Origin of the sequence: Enterovirga sp. (assembly GCF_028290205.1) — a bacterium.
Taxonomy (GTDB): Bacteria; Pseudomonadota; Alphaproteobacteria; order Rhizobiales; family Beijerinckiaceae; genus Enterovirga.
Genome location: NZ_JAQGKF010000026.1, coordinates 1 through 18,768, shown reverse-complemented (window position 1 = coordinate 18,768; position 18,768 = coordinate 1). Strand labels below are relative to the sequence as shown.

Here is an 18,768-nt window from a genome sequence, read left to right as displayed (position 1 = left end):
CGGCTGAGCGGCTTCAGGCTGCGAGCTGGCGCAGCACGTAGGGCAGGATGCCGCCGTTGCGGAAGTATTCCAGCTCGTCCAGCGTATCGATGCGGCAGACGAGCGGCACTTCCTTCACGGAGCCGTCCGCGGAGGTGACGACCAGGGTCATCTTCTTGCGCGGGGTCAGCCCGTCGGCGATGCCCTTCAGGCTCACCGTCTCGTCGCCCCGGATGCCGAGCGAAGCCCAGCCGTCCTCGCCCTGGAAGACCAGCGGCATGACGCCCATGCCGACGAGGTTCGAGCGGTGGATGCGCTCGAAGGACTCGGCCACCACGGCCCGGACACCGAGGAGGTTGGTGCCCTTCGCGGCCCAGTCGCGCGAGGAGCCGGTGCCGTATTCCTTGCCGGCCAGCACGACCAGGGGAACGCCCTCCTCCTTGTAGCGCATCGCAGCGTCATAGATCGGCATCTGCTCGCCCGAGGGCTGGTGCAGCGTGAACCCGCCCTCGACGACGTTGCCGGCCGCGTCCTTCACCATCGCGTTCTTGATGCGGATGTTGGCGAAGGTGCCCCGCATCATGACTTCATGGTTGCCGCGCCGGGTGCCGTACTGGTTGAAGTCGGCGACGCGGACCTGATGCGACTGCAGGTACTTCCCGGCCGGCGACGACGCCCGGATGTTGCCGGCGGGCGAGATGTGGTCGGTGGTGATGGAGTCGCCGAACAGCCCGAGGATGCGGGCATTGGCGATGTCGGTCAGCGGCTTCGGATCCTTGCCCATCCCGTCGAAATAGGGCGGGTTCTGGATGTAGGTGGAGCCGACCGGCCACTCATAGGTGAGGCCGGTGGACACCGGCACGCCCTTCCAGTGGACGTCGCCCGAGAACACGTCGGCGTAGCGGGTCTTGTACAGCTCCGACGTGATCGTCCGCTCGATGAAGCTCTCGATCTCGGCCGAACTGGGCCAAATGTCCTTCAGGTAGACCGGCTGCCCGTCCGATCCGGTGCCGAGCGGCTCCGTGACGAGGTCGATCTGAAGCGAACCGGCCAGCGCATAGGCCACCACCAGCGGCGGCGAGGCGAGATAGTTCGCCCGCACGTCCGGGTTCACGCGCCCCTCGAAGTTGCGGTTGCCCGAGATCACGGCCCCGGCCACCAGGTCGTTGTCGTTGATGGCCTTGGACACTGCCTCCGGCAGCGGGCCGGAATTGCCGATGCAGGTCGTGCAGCCGAAGCCGACGAGATTGAAGCCGAGCTTGTCCAGGGACTCCTGCAGACCCGCCTTGGCGAAATACTCCTCGACCACCTGCGAGCCCGGCGCGAGCGAGGTCTTCACCCACGGCTTCGAGCGCAGGCCCTTGGCGACCGCGTTGCGGGCGAGCAGGCCCGCCCCGATCATCACCGATGGGTTCGAGGTGTTGGTGCAGGAGGTGATGGCCGCGATCACGACGTCGCCATGGCCGAGGTCGTAATTCGCGCCCTCCACCTTGTAGCGCTTGCTGAGCTCGCCCGCCTTGCGGAACTCGCCCTCCATCGAGGCGGCGAATTCCCGCTTCACGGTGTCCAGGGTCACCCGGTCCTGCGGCCGCTTCGGGCCGGCCATCGAGGGGACGACCGTGTCGAGGTCGAGTTCCAGCGTGTCGGTGAAGACCGGGTCCGGCGTCGTGCCGTCCCGCCACATGCCTTGGGCCTTGGCATAGGCCTCGACCAGGGCGCAGCGATCCTCCGTGCGGCCGGTGGTGCGCAGGTAGGCGATGGTCTTCTCGTCGATCGGGAAGAAGCCGCAGGTCGCGCCGTATTCCGGCGCCATGTTGCCGATCGTGGCCCGGTCGGCGACCGAGAGGTCAGCGAGGCCGGGGCCGTAGAATTCGACGAACTTGCCGACCACGCTCTTCTTGCGCAGCATCTGCGTCACGGTGAGCACGAGGTCGGTGGCCGTCATGCCCTCGCGCAGGCGGCCGGTCAGCTTGAAGCCGATCACCTCGGGGATGAGCATGGACACGGGCTGGCCCAGCATGGCGGCCTCCGCCTCGATGCCGCCCACGCCCCAGCCCAGCACGGCCATGCCGTTGACCATGGTGGTGTGGCTGTCGGTGCCGACAAGCGTGTCCGGATAGGCGAGTTCGGCCGCCTCGCCCGCCTGTTTGCGCGTCCACACGGTCTGGGACAGGAACTCCAGATTGACCTGGTGGCAGATGCCGGTGCCGGGGGGCACGACCGAGAAGTTCTCGAACCCAACCTGGCCCCATTTCAGGAACTGGTAGCGCTCGGCGTTGCGCTCGTATTCGAGCTCGACGTTCTTGGCGAAGGCCTGCGGGGTGCCGAACTCGTCGACGATCACCGAATGGTCGATCACAAGGTCGACCGGGATCATCGGGTTGATGCGCCGCGGGTCGCCGCCCAGCGCCTTCATGGCATCGCGCATGGCCGCAAGATCGACCACGGCCGGCACGCCGGTGAAGTCCTGCATCAGGACGCGGGCGGGCCGGTAGGCGATCTCGGTCTCGACCTTGCCGCGGTTGTCGAGCCACGCCTTCATGGCCTCGAGATCGGCCTTCTTGACGGTGCGGCCGTCCTCATAACGCAGCAGGTTCTCGAGCAGCACCTTCATGGAGAAGGGCAGCCGGGCGACGCCGTCCAGGCCCTTCGCCTCCGCGGCCGGAAGGGAGTAGATCGTGTAGGTCTTGTCGCCGACATCCAGGGTCTGGCGGGCGTCGAAGGAATTAGTCTCGCTCACGGGCTGGCCTCGTGGGTGGCGTTTGTTGCGAACACGCGCAGGCGGGCTGCGCAGAGGGGGTGTTCGGCCGATGCGCGGAGATCGCGCGCGCCGCCCGGGTGTGCCCGAACCGAGGGAGCGCGCAGGAGCGGATGGGACGCTCGGGCGCGCGGCGCAGCCAGGCCGTCCCATACGCCAGATCGGGCGGACGCGCCAGCCTTTCGGAGCAGTTCTAAACCGCCGCTGCGGCCACCGGGAGGGCGCGCGCCGTGCCACGTCCGACCATCGCGGGGCGACCCGGGGCCGGGGTCAACGGGTCAGGCGAACCTGGTTCGAGGGCGCCAGGCCGGCTGGCACCGGAACGTCCGTGGCGTAGTAATCCGCATTCAGTGTCAGAATCGGCGAGTGCTTCAGCTCGATCTTCCGCGCGATGATCGCCGTATAGGCCGATCGGTCCGCCACGGGCTTCTTGGAGTCGATCGTGAAAAATCCCTGCGGGATGTACAGTGTTCCCAGCAGCGTGCGGGCGTTGTCGCTGGTGATCTTGTATTCCCGCGTGTCGGGAGCCGACCTGTCGCCATAGAACAGGATCCCGGCCAGCGGGCCCGAGCGCGGTGCCCCGAGATCCACCGTGGAACTGCTCAGGAAGTCGAAATTCGCGCCGCTCCCGGTGAAGTAGAAGCCAACATTTCGGCCCGTGAGACTGGCGGAATCGCTGACCTTGAGCTGCCCGTCCTTGATCACGACGATGCCGTCATTGACGGTGACGCGGGCCCGCTGCTTGATCTCGATGCCGCCGCAATAGGTGCCCGGGAACAGCGTCGTGTCCGTCTCGATCACCAGCTTGCGGCTTTCGCGACACGGTCCCACGGGGGGCGGCGGCCGATGCTCGAGAGGGTCGGGCTGCGGGGGACAGTCGGCGATCCGCTGCCCCTCGATCCGCCCTTGCACCTCGTAGCCACCCGCCGAGCAGATGAAGGGCGCGGTGAGCACCGCGGTGCCCTTCACCTTCAGCCCGGAAGCCCGGGTGGAATTCGAGATGACCGCGCAGTCGAGGGCGGTGAGGCGGGAGTCGCCGTCGAGCTCGAGCGCGTGGCTCTTGCTCGGCTCCAGCGCCACCACGCAGACCTTACGCTTGCCGCTCAGCGTCGCCGTCGCGCTCACCGCGACGTCCGTCAGGCCGGGGGTGACGAGAATGCCCAGAACGGCGGCCTTGCGCTGGTTGAGTTGCACCGTCACCGAGCCGCGGTCGCCCGCCACGGTCGCCGAGACGCCGATCTCGCCATCCCCGACATTGACCAGCTCCTGGGACCTGACGACGCTCTCGGCCACGCTGAACACGCGTGCGTCGCCTCCTGCCGACATGGACAGTTCGGAGGCGGCCGCGATGGCAGCCGCGTCCGCGGCCTTCTGGAGCTTCTGATGCTGGTTCGTCCAGGTCGAGTAGTCGGTCACGGCTCCGACCAACCCCACCAGGAGGGGCATGCACAGCCCAAAGATGCCGAGGGCTCCACCTCGCTCATTGGCGCGGAATGTCGTGATCAGGGACGTCATGACATCCCATTTGTGACAGCAAAGGCTGGACGAAGCCTAAATGTGGCGTGTGGCAGGCCGGAATGTATTCTGGTTACGGTCCATCTCGAATCATCGTTGCGGAATTGCTAAGGGAAACCGCGTTACCCCTCGGTCCCGCCCCTCCACAGGCTTGCCATGTTGCGCCCTGCCCGAACCATTCGAGCTCAGTTGAGGCGGCTGGTTCTGCTGTCCGTCGGGGCCGCGCTGCTTCTCAATGCCGGCCTGGGGCTGTTCCACGAGGCTCACCGCTATCTCGACAGCAAGCGCAACACGCTTCTGGCCGCGGCGCAGGCCTTTGCCGCTGCAGCCGGGCCCGGGCTCGCCGCCGGCAGCGAGGTCACGGTCACGCAGGCCATCCGGGCCATCGCCCGGGTGCCGACAGTGGTCTACGCCGAGGTCCAGGACAGGGCCGGTCGGCGCATCGCCCAACTCGGCGGGGCGGTCAGGCTCGCGGGCGACCTGGATCTCAGCGACCGTGAAGCGGGGTCCGTTCTCAAGCTGCTGAAGAGCCGAACGGCTCAGGTCGCCGTGCCGGTCATCGATTCGGGAGAGCAAATCGGGCGCCTGATTCTTGTGGCCGACGTGAGCGATCTCGACGCCACCCTGTGGCGGACGCTGCTGCCGACGGCCCTCGGCTCGGCGCTCGCGGCCTCGATCGGGCTGCTGATCTCCGTGCGGCTCCAGGCCTCCATCACCGAGCCGCTGGCCGAACTCGGCCGCACCATGAGCCGGATCGGCCAGACGCACGATTACCAGGGCAGCGTGCAGGTCCGGCGGGACGACGAGGTCGGCGCGCTCGCCCGGACCTTCAACGTCATGATCGGCGAGATCCGACGCGCCACCGCGGCCATCGAGCAGCGCGAGCAGGAGGTCATCCTCCGCCTGTCCCGGGCCACTGAGAAGCGGGACGGCGACACCGGGGACCACATCATGCGCATGGCGACCCTGTGCCGGGTGACGGCCGAGGGAATGGGTCTCGACCGGCACGTGGTCGACAACATCCACCGGGCGGCGCCGCTGCACGACATCGGCAAGGTCGGCGTGTCCGACGCCATCATGTTCAAGAACGGCCCCCTCGATCCGGAGGAGCGCCGGGCCATGGAGAAGCATGCCGAACATGGCTACGAGGTTCTGCGCGACAGCGATTCGGAGCTGATCCAGCTCGCGGCCGAGATCGCGCTCAGCCACCACGAGCGTTGGGACGGCGCCGGCTATCCGCGCCGGCTCAAGGGCGAACAGATCCCCCTGTCGGGCCGGATCGCGGCCGTGGCGGACGTCTCGGACGCCCTCGCCTCCAAGCGGGCCTACAAGAAGGGCTGGACGCTGGACGAGGTGCGCAGCTTCCTTCTCGCCAATGCCGGCACACAATTCGACCCCGATTGCGTCCAGGCGCTGGTGAGCCGGTGGCCGGACGTCGAGGCCCTGTACGGGCCGTCGCGGGCGGCGATGTCGCCCGAACCCGCGGCCGCCTGAGCCCCCGGCCGGTTCAGAGCTGCCAGTCGGGCGGCTCGATCCCGTGCGCGCGAAGCCAGCGGCTGCTCTGGCTGAACGGACGCGTGCCGGGGAAGTCGCGGGCGCGGTTCAGCGGCGAGGGGTGGCCGCTCGCAAGGATCAGGTGGCGGCTCGCGTCGATCAGCGGCGCCCGGGCCCGGGCGCTCGCGCCCCAGAGGAGGAAGGCGACGGCCGGGCGCCCGGCCGAGACCGCGGCCACCGCCTCGTCGGCGAGCCGCGACCAGCCGAGCCGGAGATGGGCGCCCGGGGTTCCGGCCAGCGTGGTCAGCGCCGTGTTGAGGAGGAGCACCCCTTGCCGCGCCCAGCCGGACAGGTCGCCCCGGGCCGGCACCGGGCCGCCGAGATCGGCCGCGAGTTCGGCCAGAATGGTCCGCAGCGAGGGCGGCATCCGGCCCGCTCCGACAAAGGAGAAGGCGAGGCCGTGCGCGTCTCCGGGCCGCGGATAGGGGTCCTGACCGAGGATCACCGCCTTCACATTGCCGAGAGGCGTCAGCGACAGCGCCCGGAAGATGTCGGCCGGAGGCGGCGTGATCTCGGCGCCGCCCCCGTCCAGCGCCGCCGCGATGCGGTCGGCCTCGCCCTCGGCGAAAAACGGCAGCCGGCACCAGCCCGAAGCAGCGGCGGGGTCGGCCCGCAAGGCGGCCAACGCCGCCGCCACGGGTCCGGCCGGCGAGACCTCGTCCTTGTGCACACCCATATGGGCCTGCTGCCGCGCCGGCCCGCAAGCCGTCAAGCGCGACAGGCTGCCCGGCTGGCATCTCGCCGCCGATGACCTACAGAGGCGCCATGAACGCGAGGACAGAAGCGGCCGTGCTGGTCGACGCCCCCCCGTCCGGCGCGGGCCCCCGCCCGGCCGGTCATCCCCCCGTCAGGTCCGGCCGGATCGGCGTGCTGCTGATGAACCTCGGCACGCCGGAGGGGACCGATTACTGGTCCATGCGGCGCTACCTGAAGGAGTTCCTGTCCGACCGGCGCGTGATCGAGACGTCGCGGCTGATCTGGTGGCCGATCCTGAACGGCATCATCCTGACCAAGCGTCCCGGGCCGAAGGGTCGCGACTACGCCAAGATCTGGAACCGGGAGCGGGACGAGGGCCCGCTCAAGACGATCACCCGCGCCCAGGCCGAGGATCTCGGCCGCCACCTGCAGCAGATCGCCGGCGACCGCGTGGTGGTGGACTGGTCCATGCGCTACGGCCTGCCCCGCACGGCCGAGCGCATCCAGGCCCTGCTGGACCAGGGCTGCGACCGTATCCTGACGGTGCCGCTCTACCCCCAATATTCCGCCGCCACCTCGGCGACCGCGTGCGATCAGGTCTTCGCCGCCCTGAGCCGGATGCGCTGGCAGCCGGCCATCCGGGTGGCGCCGCCCTGGCACGACGACCCGGTCTATATCGACGCCCTGGTGGACAAGATGCGGGCCGATCTCGCCCGGCTCACCTTCGAGCCCGAGGTGATCCTGGTCTCGTTCCACGGCGTGCCCAAGGATTACCTGCTCAAGGGCGACCCCTACCATTGCCACTGCGTCAAGACTTGGCGGCTGATGCGCGAGCGGTTCGGCTGGCCCGAGGAGCGCTTCCGCTACGCCTTCCAGTCCCGGTTCGGGACCGCCGAATGGCTGAAGCCCTATACGGACGAGACCGTGATCGGGCTCGCCAAGAGCGGCGTGAAGAGCCTGGCGATCGTGGCGCCGGGCTTCACGGCGGATTGCCTGGAGACGCTGGAGGAACTCGACGGCGAGAACCGGGAGTATTTCGAGGGCCATGGCGGCGAGCATTTCGCCTATCTGCCCTGCCTGAACGACGGCCCGGAGGGGATGCGGGTCATCCACCACGTGGTCGAGCGCGAGCTGATGGGCTGGCTCGACACCGGGGCCGGGCGCCCGTGAGCGCGGCGCCGTCCGGGGCCGCGGGGCCGGCCGATCCGGCCGTGGTGGAGCGCCTCCAGGGCGAGGCGCCGCTCTGGTTCGCCGCCCTCCGGGACCGGCTCTGCGCCGCCTTCGAGCGGCTCGAGGCCGAGGCCGAGGGCCCCTTTTCGCCCGAAGCGGGATCCGAGCCGGGAACCTTCCAGCGGACGCCCTGGAGCCGCACCGACCACACCGGAGCGCCGGGCGGCGGCGGCGTCATGTCCATGCTCAAGGGCCGGGTCTTCGAGAAGGCCGGCATTCACGTGTCCACGGTGCATGGCGAGTTCGCACCCGAATTCCGGGCCCAGATCCCGGGCACGGAGGCGGATCCGCGCTTCTGGGCCAGCGGCGTCTCACTGATCGCCCATCCCTGGAACCCGCACGTCCCGACCGTGCACATGAACACGCGCTTCGTGGTCACCTCGAAACCCTGGTTCGGAGGCGGCGCCGACCTGACGCCGGTGCTGGACCGGCGCCGGCGCCAGGACGATCCGGACAGCCAGGCCTTCCATGCCGCGCTGCAGCAGGCCTGCGGCCTGCACCCGTCCGACTCCTACGGGCGCTACCGGGCCTGGTGCGACGAGTATTTCCACCTCAAGCACCGCAACGAGCCGCGGGGCATCGGCGGCATCTTCTACGACTACCTGTGGGGCGAGCCGGATACCGATTTCGCCTTCACCCGGGCGGTCGGCGAGGCCTTTCTCCGGGTCTATCCGGAGATCGTCCGCCGCAATGTCCGCACGCCCTGGACAGAGGCGGACCGCCACGAGCAGCAGGTGCGGCGCGGCCGCTACGTGGAGTTCAACCTCCTCTACGACCGCGGCACCATCTTCGGCCTGAAGACCGGCGGCAACGTCGCGTCCATCCTGTCGAGCCTGCCGCCCACCGTCCGCTGGCCCTAGCTTCAGCTTCCGGCCGGGAGGGCGCGACAGCGGCCCTCCGATGCTCTATGCCGCCGCCCGTCCGCCGAGGTCCCCATGACGCCGCAACGCCGCCGCCCCGTGATGCTGGTGATCCTGGACGGGTTCGGCTGGCGCGAGGACCCGGCCGACAACGCCGTCGCCCAGGCCGTGAAGCCGAATTTCGACCGGCTCTGGGCCGCGGGCCCGCGCGCCTTTCTGCGCACCAGCGGGCTCGATGTCGGGTTGCCGGACGGCCAGATGGGCAATTCCGAGGTCGGCCACCTGAATATCGGGGCGGGCCGCATCGTGATGCAGGACCTGCCCCGCATCGCGGCCGCGATCGACAGCGGCACCATGGCCCTCAACCCAGCGCTCGGCAGCCTGGTAGCCCGGCTCAGGGAGACGGGCGGAACCTGCCACCTCATGGGGCTCGTCTCCCCGGGCGGCGTGCACGCCCATCAGGACCATGCCGTCGCCCTCGCCCGCATCGTGACCGAGGCCGGCATTCCGGTTGCGCTGCACGCCTGGACGGACGGCCGCGACACCCCTCCCCGGTCCGGGGCCGAGGATCTGGCCCGGCTCTCAGCCGCGCTGCCGGCCGGAGCCCGCATCGCCACGGTCTGCGGGCGCTATTTCAGCATGGACCGCGACCACCGTTGGGAGCGGGTCGGCAAGGCCTACGCGGCCATGGCCGACGGCGCCGGCCCGCGCTTCACCGATCCGGCCGCCGTGATGGCCGCGGCCTACGGCCAGGATGTCACGGACGAGTTCGTGATCCCGGCCGCCATCGGCGGCTATGCCGGCATGCGGGACGGCGACGGCATCCTGTGCTTCAACTTCCGGGCCGACCGGGTTCGCGAAATCCTCGAGGCCCTGCTCGACCCGGCCTTCGCGGGCTTCGCCCGGACCCGGCCCGTCGCGGTCGCGGCGGCGCTGGGGCTGACCCAGTATTCGACCGAGCTCGACCGCCTGATGGGCACGATCTTCGCGCCGCAGAGCCTGGACAACATCCTGGGCGAGGTCGTGTCGCGCGCCGGCCGGACCCAGCTCCGCATGGCCGAGACGGAGAAATACCCGCACGTCACCTACTTCCTGAACGGCGGCCGGGAGACGCCGTTTCCCGGTGAGGAGCGCATCATGGCGCCCTCCCCCAAGGTCGCGACCTACGACCTGCAGCCGCAGATGTCGGCGCCCGAGCTGACCGACCTCGCCGTCGCGGCGATCCGGTCCGGCCGCTTCGACCTCGCCGTCCTGAACTTCGCCAATCCCGACATGGTCGGCCACACCGGCAGCCTGGACGCCGCCATTCGGGCGGTCGAGGCGGCGGATCGCGGCCTCGGCCGCATCGCCGAAGCCGTGCTGGCGGCCGGCGGGGCGCTTCTGGTCACAGCCGACCACGGCAATGCCGAGCTGATGCGCGACCCCGTGGGCGGAGGGCCGCACACGGCGCACACCACGAACCCGGTTCCGGTGGTGCTGGCCGGCGTCGCCGGCGCCACGCTGCATGACGGCCGCCTCGCCGACATCGCCCCGACGCTGCTGGCCTTGATGGAGCTGCCGCAGCCCCCCGAGATGACCGGCCGCTCGCTCCTCGCAGGCTGAACCGGACAGCGCGCCCGGATCGGCGCCGTCCAGGCGGGTCGCGCCCCCGCGCACCGTCGCGGCCCAAAGTCTTCCGCGGCCTGCGCCAAGAGAACGGGTGCCGTCGGCCAACACCCCGCCGGCCGCGTGCCGTAACGGTTTCGTAAAGCCTCATGGTTAGTGAAGGCTGAAGGCGATGCCGGAGTCGGGTTTCATGAAAGCTTCGCGTTTCACGTCCAGGTTCAAGCGGACGGCAGAGGTTCGGCCGCAGGCGGCCGGCTCGGCCCCTGTGGAGACCGGGCAGACAGTTTCGGAAAGCGCCGCTTTGCCGGCAGCCGAGAGCGTGACGGCGGAGACGGCGGCCGCGGCCGAGACCCCGTCTGCCGAGCAGCCTGCGCCCGCGACGCGGCTCAAGGCCTCCCGCCTGGTCGAGTCCGTCCGGCCGACCCGCCACGGCATCGACATGACCGCCCTCGGCGCCAGGCTGCAGGCGGCACGGCCGGCTCTGGCCCCGGCGGCTGCGGCTGCGGCGATCGTGCTCTCACTCGGCGTCGGCTACGGGCTCGGCAGCTCGACCGCAGGCCCCGGCGCCTCGACCCTGGCGCAGCTCGAGACCACCGTGGCCGATCTGCGCCACACGAACCAGGAACTCGCCCGGCTCGCAGCCGAGACGAAGTCGCTGCGCGGCTCCGTGGAAGGGTTCAAGGGCGAGCGCGACAAGACCCGCGCCGAGATCCTGTCCCGCCAGGCGCAGCTCGCCGACAAGCTGGAGCGCGCCAACCAGGACCAGGCGGCCCGGATCGGCCGCATGGCCGACACGGTGGAGCGCCTCGAAAAGGCGCAGCGCGACCCGGCTCGCCTCCAGGCCATGACCGAGCGGCTCGACCGCATCGAGAAGAGCCTGGCCATCGGCCAAGTCGCGGCCGCGCCGACCCCGCCCCCAAAACCGGCTGGCCGTGAGGGCGTCGACGTCGCCCAGACCGGCTCCATCGGCGAGGTGGCGCCGCCCAAGGCGGAGATCGACCCGCGCAAGACCAAGGTCGAAGGATATTTCGTGCGCGATTTCGACAGCGGTTTCGCGCTGATCGAGACCCGCGCCGGCCGCTATCTCGACGTGGCGGTCGGCTACACCGTGCCGGGCATCGGCCGGGTCGAATCGATCGAGCGCCGCGGCCGGCAATGGGTCGTGGTCACCCCCAAGGGCTACATCGCCGAGCGCTGATCCGCTTGCGCGGCGCGGCCCGGACTGCACGCGCGACCTCTCGCCCATTGCAGCCGTCTCGGCCGGGGTCTTAGGGTGTGACGGCGCGATGCCGTCGCGAGGATCCGATGCCACCGTCCAGAGGCCGCCATCTGCTCCGCCTATGGGCGGGCCTGGCCCTGACCGTCGCGGCCGCCGCGCCGGTTCGGGCCGCCTGCACCGACGCCATCGGCCCCAAGGTCGACTGGACGGGCTGCTCGAAGCGCCAGCTTCTGCTGTCGGGCAACGACCTCAGCGGCGCGGTGATGACCCGGGCCATCCTGACCTCGACCGACTTCCGCAAGTCGCGATTCGTTGGCGCCCGGCTGAACGAGGCCGACGTGACCTTCGCCCGGTTCGACGACTCGGACCTGACCGGGGCGGATCTGACCAAGGTCGTGGGCTGGCAGACGAGCTTTCGCGGCGCCACCCTGGCCAAGGCGCTGATGCCGACGGCCCAGATGAGCCGCGCCACCTTCACGGACGCCCGGATGCCCGAGGTGAACCTCAGCAAGGCGGAGCTGAACCGCTCCGATTTCGCCGGGGCCGATCTCACCGGGGCGGACCTGTCCAAGGCGGAGCTGTCGCGCGTCAACTTCACCAGGGCGAAGCTCGCCGGAGTCGATTTCGGGTTCTCGAACCTGGCCCGCGCCCGGTTCGAGGGCGCCGACCTGGCGGGCGCCAAGATGGGCGGCGCCTACCTGTTCCTGACCCAGTTCGACGACGCCGACCTGTCCCAGGTCACGGGGCTGAAACAGGAGCAGATCGACATCAGCTGCGGCTCGACCGGCACCCGGCTCCCGGCCGGCCTCAAGGCGCCCCGGAGCTGGCCCTGTGGCGACGAGGACTAGGCTCCGGCCCCGCGCATGCACAACACCCTCGAGTGGCTGTTTCGGGATCCGCGCAGCGGCCGCATCGTGGTCGGCCAATGGCCGAACCTGCCGCTCCTGATCTTTGCCGGCGCGGTCGCGGCCGAATGGCTGCTGGCGCCCGCCGGCCTCCTCGGTGCGGGTCTGCGGGCGCTCCAACTCGGGAGCCTCGTCTGGTGGGCGGCCGACGAGCTCCTGCGCGGGGTCAATCCGTGGCGCCGGGGCCTCGGGGCGGCCACCCTCGGCTTCGTGGCGCTGCGGCTGCTGTGGGCGGGAGGGGTTGCAACGTGAAGGATCGGATCGACGAGGGCTCGTGGGCCTGGAAGCAGCGCGAGAACAACAACCGCATGATCGCCTTCCAGAGCGCCGAAGCGGCGCCTGGCGAGGGCGTGGAGCTCAGCTATTTCGGCGGATCCTGCTTCCGCATCACGGCGCCGTCCGGCCTGTCGGTGCTGATCGACCCGTGGCGCAACCCGCCCTGGGGCAATTGGGACTGGTACCTGTACGACTTCCCGGCGATCCAGGTCGACGTCGCGCTCTCGACCCACGCCCATTTCGACCATGACGGGCTGCACGCCGTCAGCGCCTCGACAGTGCTCGACCGCCTAGTCGGAACCTTCGCGCTGGCTGACCTCCGCATCACGGGAATCGCTGACAAGCATGTCAGCGATTCGCGCCACAACGCCTATGACTGGGCTGAGATGACGCGCCGTCTCACCGACATGGAGACGCGGCCGCCGGGCAACTGGCGCTCCTTCGACAACTCGCTGCTGGTGGTGGAGGCGGGCGGGCTGCGCATCCTCCATTGGGGCGACAACCGGCCCGACCCGCCGGAGGCCGTCTGGGCGGCGATCGGCTCGGTGGACGTCGCTCTCCTGCCCATCGACGGCTCGCAGCACGTCCTCAGCTACGAGCAGGTCGACCGGGTCGCCGAGCGCCTCGGGGCCCGGCTCGTGGTCCCGCATCACTACCACATCTGGGACGTGACCACCCGCGGCTCGACCCTGTTGCCGCCGGACAACTGGGTGAACGGCAAGGCCGACCCGTGGTGGGCGGGCAGCGGAAGCGTGCGGCTGACGCCCGATGAGGTGCGGCGCTGGTCCGCTCGGCCACTTTGCTTTGGCGAGCACGTCGCCTTCGCCAAGCCGGGCACCAAGGGCGGCAAGGCCGGCGCCTGAGGGCGCCGCTAGGGTTCCCAGACCTCCCCGGGCCTCAGGGCCCGGAAGCGGCCGGGATCGATGGCCGCCGCCTCGAGCGCGAGCGCGAGATCCTGCGGGGGCTGTTCGATGGCCTCGTTTGTGAGCTGGAAGGTGCCCCAATGCACCCCGACGGCGCTTTCGGCGCCGAGATCGGCGAGGGCCTGGACGGCGTCGGCCGGGTTCATGTGCTGGGCGCCCATGAACCAGCGCGGCTCGTAAGCGCCGATCGGTAGCACGGCGAGCCGGGGCGGACCGAAGCGCTCGCGCACGGACCGGAAGATGTCGCCGTCGCCATAGCCCGTGTCGCCCGCGAGGTAGACTGTCCCGGCCGGGCTCGCCACCACATAGCTTCCCCACAATGCCATGCGGCGGTCGTTCACGCCGCGCGCCGACCAGTGGTTGGCCGGTTCGAGATGGACGGTCAGACCCGAGCCGAGATCGGCCGACTGGCCCCAATCCAGCGTCTGGACCTCGACGTCCTCGTCGTGGGCCTGGATCACCACGTCGTTGCCGAGAGGCGCCAGAATGCGCGGCCGAGAGCCGGCCCAGAGCCGCGACAGGGTGGCAGTGTCGAGATGGTCGTAGTGGTTGTGGGTGATCAGAACGGCGTCGATGGGCGGCAGGTCGGCGAAGTCGATCCCGGGGGGATTGACCCGGCGCGGCCCGGCGAGCCGCAGCGGGCTTGCCCGCTCGGACCAGACCGGATCCACCAGGATGTTGCGGGCGCCGATCTGCAGCAGAACGGTGGCGTGCCCGACCAGCGTCAGGCGAAGTCCCTCCACACGCTGCGGTGGCCTGTCCTGGAACGGGCTCGGATAGGCCGAGGGCCAGTCGGCCCGGCCGCCGCCGAGTTGCCAGCGCAGCAGCTCCATGGGGCCCCTGTCGGTCGGCATGCCGGGCCGGAAGAAGCGCACGCCGTCGAAATGATCGGAGACCGGCCCGTCGTAATACGGGTTGCGCCGCCGGGCGACGGCCGCGTAGCCGACGCCGCCCATGGTCAGGACAGCCGCCGCGCTCGCCAGAATTCCAAGGTTGCGCCGGTGCATCCGGCCGCAGCATGCCCGGAAGCAGGTCCCCGTCAAGCAGGCTGCCGGAACGGACCCCCGCGCGGGTTGTTGAGAGGTCAACCGGACACGGAGACAACCATGGGTGACCTCGGCAGCTACATCTGGTTCATCGGTCTCGCGGGCGGGCTGGCGGTGCTCGCGATCGGTTACATCGTGGCGGAGTCGCGCAAGCGGAAAGCCGGCACGGTCGCCCATCCCAACAATGCCTGGGAGCAGGCGGCGGCGGAGAGCGGCCACCCCGAGGTGGCGCGGCCCAAGGCGACCGGCGGCGACGCCCTTCGTTGACTTGATGCCGGAGGGCGCTTAAGCGCTGCCCTCTTCGACGCGAGCGAGCCCGAGTGCCGCCGACCCGGCCTGGTCCTTTCGACCGGGCCGGACGCAACGTCCGACAGCGCGTGGCGCCCTCGGGCGCCGTTCGCGTTGCCCAGTGTTCCCTGAGGGGACGGGAGATGGACGTGGCCGACGCGCCGTTGCGGATCGAAGACGCCGTGAACGAGACCTGCCCGTGGTCGGGCAAGGCCATCGCGGCCGATTCCCTCACGACCTATGCCGGAGCCGTGGTCGGCTTCTGCAACCCGGGATGCCGGGACAAGTTCGAGACGGCCGTCACGCAATTCGAGGCGGCGCTCGCGGCCCGGCGCCTCGAGAGTTCGATGGGCGGCAGGGCCGAATAGGATGTTCGAGGGTCTTTCCGAGAAGCTCTCCGCGATCCTCGACGGGCTGACCCGTCGGGGAGCGCTGTCGGAGGAGGACGTCAACGCCGCGCTCAGGGAGGTGCGGCGCGCGCTGATCGAGGCGGACGTCGCCCTCGAAGTGGTGCGCAGCTTCACGGACAAGGTGCGGAGCCGGGCTGTCGGCGCCGAGGTGGTGAAGTCGGTCACGCCCGGCCAGATGGTCGTCAAGATCGTGCACGACCAGCTCGTCGAAATGCTGGGCTCGGACGGAGCCACGATCGACCTCAACGCCGCCGCGCCGGTGCCGATCCTGATGGTCGGCCTGCAGGGGTCGGGCAAGACCACCACCACGGCCAAGATCGCCAAGCGCCTGTCGGACCGCGGGCGGCGCCGCGTGCTGATGGCCTCGCTCGACACGCGGCGGCCCGCCGCCATGGAGCAGCTCGCCATCCTGGGCCGGCAGGTCGAGGTCGAGACCCTGCCGATCGTGGCGGGTCAATCCGCCGTGCAGATCGCCCGCCGGGCCATGGAGGCGGCGCGGCTCGGCGGCTTCGACGTCGTGATGCTCGACACGGCCGGCCGGGTCACGGTGGACGAGGCCCTGATGGCCGAGGCCGCCGAGGTGAAGCGGGCGACGGACGCGCACGAGGTGCTGCTCGTCGCGGACGCCCTCACCGGCCAGGACGCCGTCAACACCGCGCGGGCCTTCGACAGCCGCATCGGCATCACCGGCATCGTGCTGACCCGCATGGACGGCGACGCCCGCGGTGGCGCGGCCCTGTCGATGCGGGCCGTCACGGGCCGGCCCATCAAGCTCGTCGGCACCGGCGAGAAGGTGGACGCGCTCGAGGAATTCCACCCGTCCCGGGTCGCCAACCGCATCCTGGGCATGGGCGACGTGGTCTCGCTCGTGGAGCGTGCGGCCGAATCCATCGATGCCGCGCAGGCCTCGAAGATGGCCGACAAGATGCGGCGGGGGAAATTCGACCTCGACGACCTGTCGGACCAGCTCGGCCAAGTGGAGAAGATGGGCGGCATGGGCGGCCTGATGGGCATGATGCCCGGCATGGCCAAGATGAAGTCCCAGATCGCCCAGGCGGGGCTCGCCGAAGGCATGGTCAAGCGTCAGCGCGCCATCATCTCGTCCATGACCCGGGCCGAGCGGGGCAATCCCGACCTGCTCAAGGCGTCGCGCAAGAAGCGCATCGCAGCCGGCTCCGGCACCAAGGTCGAAGAGGTCAACAAACTTCTCAAGATGCACCGCCAAATGGCTGACGTCATGAAGATGATGGGCGGCGGCAAGGGCAAGGGCATCTCCGGCATGATCGGCAAGATGATGGGCCTCGGCGGCGGCATGCCCCAGCCCTCCCCCGAGCAGCTCGCCGCCATGCAGGAGCAGATGGGCAAGGCGGGCGGTCCCGGCATGCCGGCCGGCTTGCTGCCGCCCGGCCTCGGCGGCCCGGGCGGCCCGAAGCTGCCGGGTTTCGGCGGCGGCCTTCCGGGCCTCGGCGGCCCGAAGCTGCCGGGCGGCCTGCCGCCCGGTTTCCCGTTCGGAGGCGGCAAGAAGAAGTAGCCCGCCCCGTCACGGCCGGGCTCGTTCCGGCCGCCTCGTTTCACGTGCAGAGCTGTCAATGGCCGGGACGAGCCCGGCCGGGGCAGCCCAAGAGCTAGGAGAAAAGCAAGATGTCCCTGAAAATCCGCCTCGCCCGCGCCGGCGCCAAGAAGCGTCCCTATTACCGCATCGTGGTGGCCGATGCCCGCTCGCCCCGCGACGGTCGCTTCATCGAGAAGGTCGGCTCCTACGACCCGATGAAGCCGAAGGAGGATCCGAGCCGGGTCACCCTCGAGGGCGAGAAGATCCAGGGCTGGCTCGCCAAGGGCGCCCAGCCGACCGATCGCGTGCTCCGCTTCCTTGACGCTGCCGGTCTCGCCAAGCGCGACACCCGCAACAACCCGGAAAAGGGCAAGCCGGGCCAGAAGGCGACCGAGCGCGCTGCCGAGAAGGCCAAGAAGGCCGAAGCCGGCGAGCCGGCCGCAGCCTGATCGGGGACCCCGTGCCTCCGTCCGGTCGCCCTCCCGCGGGCCATGTGCTGCTCGGCGAGTTCGGCCGGGCGCACGGGCTCGCCGGCGAGGTCCGGCTGAAATCCTACACCGAAGACCCGCTCGCGATCGGCCGTTACGGCCCGCTCGCGGGCTCAGACGGCCGCGCCTTCCGCCTGACCAGCTTGCGCCAGGCGGCGGGCGACCAGCCCGACCTCCTGGTCGTCAGGGTGGAGGGCGTTGCCTCCCGGGAGGCCGCCGAGGCGCTGAACCGAATCCGGCTCCATGTCGCGCGGGAGCGGCTGGGCGAAACCGCGGACGAGGACGAGTTCTTTCTTGCTGACCTCGTCGGGCTCGCCGTGGACGGTCCGACCGGACCGCTCGGCACCGTGGTCGGCGTGCCGAATTACGGCGGCGGCGAGCTTCTCGAGATCGCGCCCCTCGGCGGCGGCCGGACGACCCTGCTGCCCTTCACGAGGCAGTTCGTGCCCGAGATCGATATCCCCGCCGGGCGCATCCGCGTCGAGCCGCCGGAGGTGCCCGAGGGCGAGGCCGAGGGCGAAGACGGCCCCGAGTCGAGCGCCGGTTAGCCGGCCCCCTCTCTTCGCCCGGCGCTCCGAATCGGCGCGCGCCGCGGGCTGCCGCAGCCCGGCAGGGCCGACCTCCACCGACCAGATCTCGACCGTTTTCGCAGGGTGGGACGCCGCCCGCGCCGGTGCGCCCGGGGCTGGGGCGCGACACTTGGGCCGCCGGCCCGGACAGGGCCGGCCACCAAATCACGACCTGCGTGCGACACCCGTTGTCAAGCCGTTGACAGACCTGACCGGACGCCCCTACAAGGCCGCCCTGACCGGGGCTGTAGCTCAGATGGGAGAGCGCTGCAATCGCACTGCAGAGGTCAGCGGTTCGATCCCGCTCAGCTCCACCAGGTCTCCCCTAAGTGCCTGAACCTCAAGAAAGCCCTTGGTTTTCCCCGGCTTAGGACGCTCGGTTAGTACACAGCAGTGGTACGCGCGAGCATCCTAGACCGGCCATGGCGCGACGCGCGGAGCGCTTCAGAAGCGCGAGTCGATTTGGCACCTACGGGTCCGGGTTCCGCATGACCTACGTCCCGTTTTCGGCAGGCGGGAGGTTCGCAAGACCCTCGGGACATCCGACCCTGACGAGGCACGACGCCGCGTCCGCATAGAGCGTCTCCGCGCTGAGGCCGAGTTCGATGAGGCTCGCAGGAACTTCGCGCGCCAGTGCCGAGTGCAGCTCCTGCCGACCTGACAAATGCCGAAATCTGGCACTTGGCCGCTCGCTGGTTCGTGCTCGAGGAAAAGCGGGGCGCGCGCCAGAAGACGGACCGAGAGATAGCTCACATCCGGTTTGAGGAGCTGGAGCATCTTGAGCGAGGCGATGACATCAGCGCCCCCCTAGCTGCCGAGGTCGGAGAGCTTCTCGCGTTCGCGGCCGTGCCCGACGCAGCGCCAGCGACCAAAAGATCGTCGCAAGACGGTGCGA

The 18,768-nt window shown here is 70.1% G+C and carries 17 protein-coding genes, 1 tRNA gene and 1 pseudogene; 15 read left to right on the top strand and 4 right to left on the bottom strand.

What is annotated here, in order from left to right:
- Positions 1–13 precede the first annotated feature (13 nt).
- Positions 14–2,719, bottom strand: a complete 2,706-nt coding sequence (gene acnA / locus JWR86_RS02125) for an aconitate hydratase AcnA (RefSeq protein WP_299560078.1) — start codon at positions 2,717–2,719, stop codon at positions 14–16.
- Between the two features lie 288 nt (positions 2,720–3,007).
- A complete protein-coding gene (locus tag JWR86_RS02120; RefSeq protein ID WP_299560075.1) occupies positions 3,008–4,252 on the bottom strand; it encodes a pilus assembly protein TadG-related protein in 1,245 nt (414 codons plus the stop codon).
- A gap of 189 nt (positions 4,253–4,441) precedes the next feature.
- On the opposite strand from JWR86_RS02120, the gene JWR86_RS02115 reads away from it, so the two are divergent.
- Positions 4,442–5,746 (top strand): HD domain-containing phosphohydrolase, encoded by a 1,305-nt coding sequence (locus JWR86_RS02115; RefSeq protein ID WP_299560072.1) that lies wholly within the window; start codon positions 4,442–4,444, stop codon positions 5,744–5,746.
- A 13-nt stretch (positions 5,747–5,759) separates the two neighbouring features.
- On the opposite strand, the gene JWR86_RS02110 is transcribed toward JWR86_RS02115, so the two are convergent.
- Positions 5,760–6,482 carry a uracil-DNA glycosylase gene (locus JWR86_RS02110; RefSeq protein WP_299560069.1) on the bottom strand — a complete coding sequence of 241 codons (723 nt, stop codon included), beginning with the start codon at positions 6,480–6,482 and terminating at the stop codon, positions 5,760–5,762.
- Between the two features lie 89 nt (positions 6,483–6,571).
- On the opposite strand from JWR86_RS02110, the gene hemH reads away from it, so the two are divergent.
- The 7 genes from hemH (at position 6,572) to JWR86_RS02075 (ending at position 13,460) form a co-directional block, all read left to right on the top strand.
- Positions 6,572–7,672 (top strand): ferrochelatase, encoded by a 1,101-nt coding sequence (hemH, locus tag JWR86_RS02105; RefSeq protein ID WP_299560066.1) that lies wholly within the window; start codon positions 6,572–6,574, stop codon positions 7,670–7,672.
- Positions 7,673–7,713: 41 nt separating this feature from the next.
- On the top strand, positions 7,714–8,592 hold the full coding sequence (gene hemF / locus JWR86_RS02100) for an oxygen-dependent coproporphyrinogen oxidase (protein WP_299560102.1): 879 nt from the start codon (positions 7,714–7,716) through the stop codon (positions 8,590–8,592).
- A 75-nt stretch (positions 8,593–8,667) separates the two neighbouring features.
- Positions 8,668–10,194: a 2,3-bisphosphoglycerate-independent phosphoglycerate mutase gene (gpmI, locus tag JWR86_RS02095; RefSeq protein WP_299560063.1), complete on the top strand. Its 1,527-nt coding sequence runs from the start codon at positions 8,668–8,670 to the stop codon at positions 10,192–10,194.
- A 193-nt stretch (positions 10,195–10,387) separates the two neighbouring features.
- Positions 10,388–11,395: a hypothetical protein gene (locus JWR86_RS02090; RefSeq protein ID WP_299560060.1), complete on the top strand. Its 1,008-nt coding sequence runs from the start codon at positions 10,388–10,390 to the stop codon at positions 11,393–11,395.
- A gap of 107 nt (positions 11,396–11,502) precedes the next feature.
- Complete coding sequence (locus JWR86_RS02085; RefSeq protein WP_299560057.1) at positions 11,503–12,264, top strand: pentapeptide repeat-containing protein; 762 nt, start codon at positions 11,503–11,505, stop codon at positions 12,262–12,264.
- Positions 12,265–12,279: 15 nt separating this feature from the next.
- Positions 12,280–12,573 (top strand): hypothetical protein, encoded by a 294-nt coding sequence (locus tag JWR86_RS02080; protein WP_299560054.1) that lies wholly within the window; start codon positions 12,280–12,282, stop codon positions 12,571–12,573.
- Positions 12,570–13,460 (top strand): MBL fold metallo-hydrolase, encoded by an 891-nt coding sequence (locus JWR86_RS02075; protein WP_299560051.1) that lies wholly within the window; start codon positions 12,570–12,572, stop codon positions 13,458–13,460. The genes JWR86_RS02080 and JWR86_RS02075 overlap by 4 nt, the downstream gene beginning before the upstream one ends.
- A gap of 8 nt (positions 13,461–13,468) precedes the next feature.
- Here JWR86_RS02075 and JWR86_RS02070 read toward each other — a convergent pair whose 3' ends face one another.
- Positions 13,469–14,527, bottom strand: a complete 1,059-nt coding sequence (locus JWR86_RS02070) for an MBL fold metallo-hydrolase (RefSeq protein WP_299560048.1) — start codon at positions 14,525–14,527, stop codon at positions 13,469–13,471.
- 99 nt (positions 14,528–14,626) lie between these two features.
- Between JWR86_RS02070 and JWR86_RS02065 the strand changes: the two genes are divergently transcribed.
- From JWR86_RS02065 to JWR86_RS17805, 7 genes and pseudogenes are all read left to right on the top strand, one after another.
- On the top strand, positions 14,627–14,833 hold the full coding sequence (locus JWR86_RS02065) for a hypothetical protein (RefSeq protein WP_299560045.1): 207 nt from the start codon (positions 14,627–14,629) through the stop codon (positions 14,831–14,833).
- A gap of 164 nt (positions 14,834–14,997) precedes the next feature.
- Positions 14,998–15,222 carry a glutathione S-transferase gene (locus JWR86_RS02060; protein ID WP_299560042.1) on the top strand — a complete coding sequence of 75 codons (225 nt, stop codon included), beginning with the start codon at positions 14,998–15,000 and terminating at the stop codon, positions 15,220–15,222.
- A gap of 1 nt (position 15,223) precedes the next feature.
- Positions 15,224–16,795 (top strand): signal recognition particle protein, encoded by a 1,572-nt coding sequence (gene ffh / locus JWR86_RS02055; protein ID WP_299560039.1) that lies wholly within the window; start codon positions 15,224–15,226, stop codon positions 16,793–16,795.
- 110 nt (positions 16,796–16,905) lie between these two features.
- Entirely contained in the window at positions 16,906–17,265 is a 360-nt protein-coding gene (gene rpsP / locus JWR86_RS02050) for a 30S ribosomal protein S16 (RefSeq protein WP_299560036.1), read from the top strand.
- Positions 17,262–17,852, top strand: a complete 591-nt coding sequence (gene rimM, locus JWR86_RS02045) for a ribosome maturation factor RimM (protein ID WP_299560100.1) — start codon at positions 17,262–17,264, stop codon at positions 17,850–17,852. Before rpsP ends, rimM begins: the two co-directional genes overlap by 4 nt.
- 262 nt (positions 17,853–18,114) lie before the next feature.
- A tRNA-Ala gene (locus tag JWR86_RS02040) sits at positions 18,115–18,190 on the top strand.
- Between the two features lie 137 nt (positions 18,191–18,327).
- A pseudogene (locus tag JWR86_RS17805) lies at positions 18,328–18,534 on the top strand (DUF6538 domain-containing protein); the annotation flags it as partial.
- Positions 18,535–18,768: the final 234 nt, after the last annotated feature.